This window comes from Nocardia sp. (assembly GCF_025465275.1).
Taxonomy (GTDB): domain Bacteria; phylum Actinomycetota; class Actinomycetes; order Mycobacteriales; family Mycobacteriaceae; genus Nocardia.
The window spans coordinates 1-4,975 of the sequence record NZ_JAODNK010000210.1 but is presented as its reverse complement, the minus strand read 5'-3'; the positions used below and the strand labels follow the sequence as shown (position 1 = coordinate 4,975).

Below are 4,975 nucleotides of genomic sequence, written 5' to 3'. Positions count from 1 at the left end.
ACCCGGCTGACCTCGGCACGATCAGTTCGTTCATCTCCAACGGCCACGGCTCACTGCCGGTATACCTCGGCGCCTGAACCGGGCAGGGTCACCGCCCGATAACGTGAGCACCGCGAACCGGCCGGCGGCCCGAGCCCAGTTTCGGGCTCGGAGTGGGCTTGGTGGGCAGGTCAGGATTGCCCGCATGGACCGAAGAACCGGCACTCGACCAGCTCCCTGGGATTGAGACTGCGCGCGGTGGGTTCAAGTTTGTCGAGCAAAGTCGAGAGATCGGCCAATCTCACTTCGTTGCCTTCACCGGGCGAAAACTGCCACTCAGCCTGGATATGGGCCGCGCAGCCGCCATAATTCCCAGCAGAGATGACCGCAAGTTCGGGATCGCGACCAGCCCCGCACTCCAGCCGGAAGAAGCACAGCAGCGGGCCCGGGGTCACGTCATCGATCTGATTCATCGCCACACCGGCGTAGCTGGCGGAGTAGCGCCACCCTGATTCGGGATCGATTCCATCCTTCGAGCCGGGGTGACCGAAGTCCTCGATGACCCAACCGCGCGCCGTCAGGTATTCGTTCAGGCGGTGAAGGTCCTCTTGCGTAGGGGTGGGATATCTGACCACGATCGAATCCGAAACATGTTGGGTATCGGTGCCTTCGGTATCCGTGCTGTCCACTGTCTGCTCCCTTCGGGCCGCCCCTGCGGCGCAGTGAATACTCGCACTGCCCCGGCGCGCACGGGAAGTTGACGGCTGCGACTCTGCGGATTCGCCTGTGACGGTTGAGAGCCCGGACATCCACGGTGGTTGTCGGCAGATCGCCTGGCCAAGGGATCACCTCACCCGGCGATTCTGATGCAGCCGCAACGTTGCTGCGGGCCGGGCGTCGATCGAATCCCGGGCGTGTCCACCGCCTTCCTTGGGTATCATTCTGCCGCAACCGATTTCAAGGAGACCCACGTGTATTCGCAGCACACGCATCAGGGTGCTACCGGCAGCTCGAATTCGCCGATCGAGGACATCGGGCCTCGAATCCCGATCTACACACCGGAATTCGCCGCCGATCCCCACGGGCACTACCGCCGGATGCGCAGCGACTACGGATCGCTGGTACCGATCGAGATATGGCCGGGAGTACCTGCAACTCTGGTTATCAAATACGCGACCGCAGTACGTATCCTCAACGACTCCAGTCGTTTTCCGGCCGACCCGAGCACCTGGCAGAAAACCGTACCTGCCGGTATCCCGATCATGCCGATGGTCGAATATCGACCGAACGCAATCCGCACCAGCGGTGCCGAGCACGCTCGCTACCGCAAGACCCTGACCGACGCCTTCGCGGGGATCAACCTGCACGCGGTGCGATCGATGGTGGAGAGTACCGCCATCGGTGTGGTCAACACGTTCTGCGAAGACGGACACGCAGACGTATTGAGCCAATACGCCCTCCCCCTGGTCTTCTCGGTGTTCTGCCAAATACTCGGCTGCCCACCGGAAATCGGTGAAAGGGTCGCCGCCGCCAGTGCCGCGATGTTCGACGGTGTGGACACGGCCACGGTCAACGCGCAAATGGGCGAAGCGTTGCTCGACCTCACGGCACTCAAGCGCGTTCAGCCGGCAGATGACATCACCACGAGACTGGTCCAGCATCCCGCCAGGCTCACCGACGAGGAAATGGTCCATCAGCTGGTCCTGCTGTTCGCCGCAGGTGTCGAACCGCCACTGAACCTCATCGCCAACACACTGCTGCTGATGATGACCGACACCCGCTTCACCACCACGGTGCAAGGGATTCCGCTGCCGACGAGGAATGCCATCGACGAGCGGCTGGCGACCGACCCGCCCATGGCGAACTACTGCATCACCTACCCTCGCCAGCCCACCCTGATCGACAACGTATGGCTGCCCGCGCATCAGCCGGTAGTGATCAGCATGGCCGCCTGCAACACCGATCCGCAGTTGGACCCTGGCAGCTCCCTGGACAATGGCTGGAACCTGGCATTCAGCTCCGGCGATCACGCCTGCCCCGCGCACGCCCGGCCCTACGGGATCCTGCTCGCGCAGGACGTCATCGATCAGCTCCTGGACTACCTCCCGGAAGCGAAACTCGCGGTCGCCGTGGAGGACCTCGTATGGCGCCCCGGCCCGTTCCACCGAGCACTGACGGCGCTGCCCGTGGTGTTCCCCCCTACTCGCCCGTTCCGCACTCTGTAGGCACCGCTCCCGGCGCATCGAATCCGTGGTGGCTGAGCTGCTCGCCCAGCTACCACGACCATGCGGCACCACCACCTGCGGCACGTGATGGATCCACTGATGGCCGCCGGTCGTCGAGAATCGCACCCTGACCGGCGAAGGCAGCGATCGGGCGCGACTATCACCCCATAGCCCTGGCAACGTTCACGAGTTTCCATGAGACATATTGTGTAACATTACAATTCGTGAATGTTAGGCCGAAGGCGGCACTGCGGCAACGAATCACGCGGATCGACACGACTGTCATAGTGGTTCACCAGCGGTTACATGCTGCCGCCCGGCCGATACGACCAGAGCGCCCGCCCCGCCGACACGACCCGATCGGCGCCGTGGCTTCAGGAACTTTGTCCGGCGTACCTGCGGTTCCTCGGGCGCCGGGTTCTGCGCCGGGTCGACTCGGCTTGCACCGGCCGCGGAACCCAATGGCCAGGTACCGAACGGAATCTCACGTAAAGGTGTGTGATGCGTCGAGCTTGTGACAGGTGATCGCCTTCCCCTTCTACCGGTCCCCGCGTTGCCCCGACTGAGCACGCGGTAACCGCGGGCCCGGTGCGTCGAAGTGCGGCAGCGATGGCCTCGTATGCCCACCGGTGGATCAGTCACCGCTGGGATCGTGAATGAGTAGGAGGCGGTTATGGGTACGCACGGGCACAAGGTAGGGACATCGCTGGCCGAGCTTCTTCGGCACGGCAGCCTGGACTTCCACCAGCAGCTGCAGAAGGTCCTGAGCAACCCGGACTACTTCGTCACCGAGAAACAGAGCCAGGAGCAGCGGCGGCAGAACGCCTACGACCAGTTGCGGTATCTGGTCCAGGATATCGGCAGTACCCGCGACATCGCGATCGACCTGCCCGCGCTGTTCGCGGTGTTCGACTGGTCGGCAGTGCTGGCGACAGACCTGATTCCGCTGATCTCCGGCCACTACAACCTGGCCTCGGGCAGCCTTGCCACCCTCACCGATTCCGACTCGGCCGCACCGTATCTGCAGGACCTGGACGACGCGTCGGCCATCGGCGTCATGCTGCTGACCGAGTACGGATGCGGCTCCAACATCCAATTCATGCAGACCACCGCGACGTGGGACGGCGGCGGGTTCGCGATCAACACCCCGAACCCGCGGGCACGCAAATTCATGCCCAGCGTCGGCATCCCGGTCGCCCGGGTCTGCGTCGTCGGTGCCCGCTTCATCGACGCGGCGGGCGTGGATCAGGGCGTGCACCTGTTCACCGCTCGGCTGCGTGACGCCGACGGAGAACCCGCACCGGGGGTGACGATCACCCAACTCGACCACCAGCCGCTGGTGATCATGGACAACTCGGTGATCAGGTTCGACAACCTCCGGGTCGAGCGCAGTGCCTGGCTGAGCAACGACCTCGCCACCATCGACGAGCACGGCGTGCTGACCTGGCGAGACGAGAGCAGCCGAAAGCGGGCATTCGCCTCGGCGATCAGCCAGCTCACCGTGGGCCGATTGGCACTCGCATCCTGTCTGAACGCCACCGCCCGTGCCTCGCTCTACATCGCGCTGCGCTACGCCGCCAAACGGACAGTGCCACTGACACCCTTCGACAACCCGCGCATGGCAGATATTCCGCACGTGCGTGACACTTTGCTCACCGACCTGGCCGGCACCGTCGCCCGCACGATCTATGGGAACGCGATCAAGACATCGCTCGCGGGCAGCGATCTCACCGATCGCGACACCGTCGTCTCGGTGATGCTGGCCAAGCACTTCATCCAGCCACACGCGCTGAGTTCGGTGACGAACAGTCGCCTCAAGATGGCTGCCCAGGGCATGTTCAGCGCCAACCGGGTCGCCGACTATATCGGGGTTTGCCACGCGGCCATCACCGGCGAGGGAGATTGCCACGTCCTGGGTTCGGTAGCTGGTCGGGTCCTGGCCAAACACCTCGCCGGCAAGCCGGCGCCCGAAGCCGGTGTCCACGATCCCGCCGACCCCGGCGACCGTTTGAGCTTGTTCCACGCTCGCACCTTGACGATCGTGCAGGAAGCACAGCAGTACCTGGCGACGCCGGGGCTCGAGGCACGGCTGGCGATCATTCCGGACGCACTCGCGCTGTCGGAGGCTTACTGCGCCGAAGAGGCGCTGCAACTGCTCCACGAACACGGCACCGAACACGCCGAGATCGCCGCCGTGCGTGACGTTTTCGCACTGAGCTACCTCGATCAGCACACCACCTGGTATCTCACACATCGCCTGCTCGACATCGACGCAGTCGAGACGATCAAGCAGCACCTGCGACGAGCCATCGACACCCTCGCCCAGGCCCTGCCCCCACTGCTGGAAGCCTTCGGCTTCGACGATGAAATCCTCGGCGCACCAGTACTATCCGAGGATCTACCTGCCGCGTGGGAATCGCGCTGCGACGATCCGCGCCGTCACTGATCCCGCCGAGGAAGTCAGGATCGGGCGCCCGTCGCGGCGCCCGATCCGGTAGGCCCTCCCACCGCGCAACGCCGATGATGGTCGCGTGGATGAGGATGGGATGGACGTTGCCGACCTGTTGGGGTTGCGAGCGACTGTTTCGAGCTTCAGTGTGTCGCTTGGAGGGTTTCCGTTCGGGCAGGACCGGCTCGGTGCATGTCGTGATCACTGCGCTGTCTGCTGAGAGTCCGCGATCCCAGTGAGGATGCGGCGCAAGCCGTACGAGAACTGATCGGCCGGGCTCAGGTCGGCGGCCTCGGTCATGCGCGAAACCCGGGGATATGCG

3 protein-coding genes are annotated in these 4,975 nt (G+C 64.2%); 2 read left to right on the top strand and 1 reads right to left on the bottom strand.

Translation table 11 applies throughout. The features are described from left to right. Nucleotides 1-170 precede the first annotated feature (170 nt). Nucleotides 171-668, bottom strand: a complete 498-nt coding sequence (locus JWN03_RS42090) for a hypothetical protein (protein WP_297627978.1) — start codon at nt 666-668, stop codon at nt 171-173. Between the two features lie 282 nt (nt 669-950). Here JWN03_RS42090 and JWN03_RS42085 point away from each other — a divergent pair, with 282 nt between their 5' ends. Then, nucleotides 951-2,204, top strand: a complete 1,254-nt coding sequence (locus JWN03_RS42085; RefSeq protein ID WP_297627976.1) for a cytochrome P450 — start codon at nt 951-953, stop codon at nt 2,202-2,204. 673 nt (nt 2,205-2,877) lie between these two features. Continuing rightward, nucleotides 2,878-4,650: a hypothetical protein gene (locus JWN03_RS42080; protein WP_297627974.1), complete on the top strand. Its 1,773-nt coding sequence runs from the start codon at nt 2,878-2,880 to the stop codon at nt 4,648-4,650. Nucleotides 4,651-4,975: the final 325 nt, after the last annotated feature.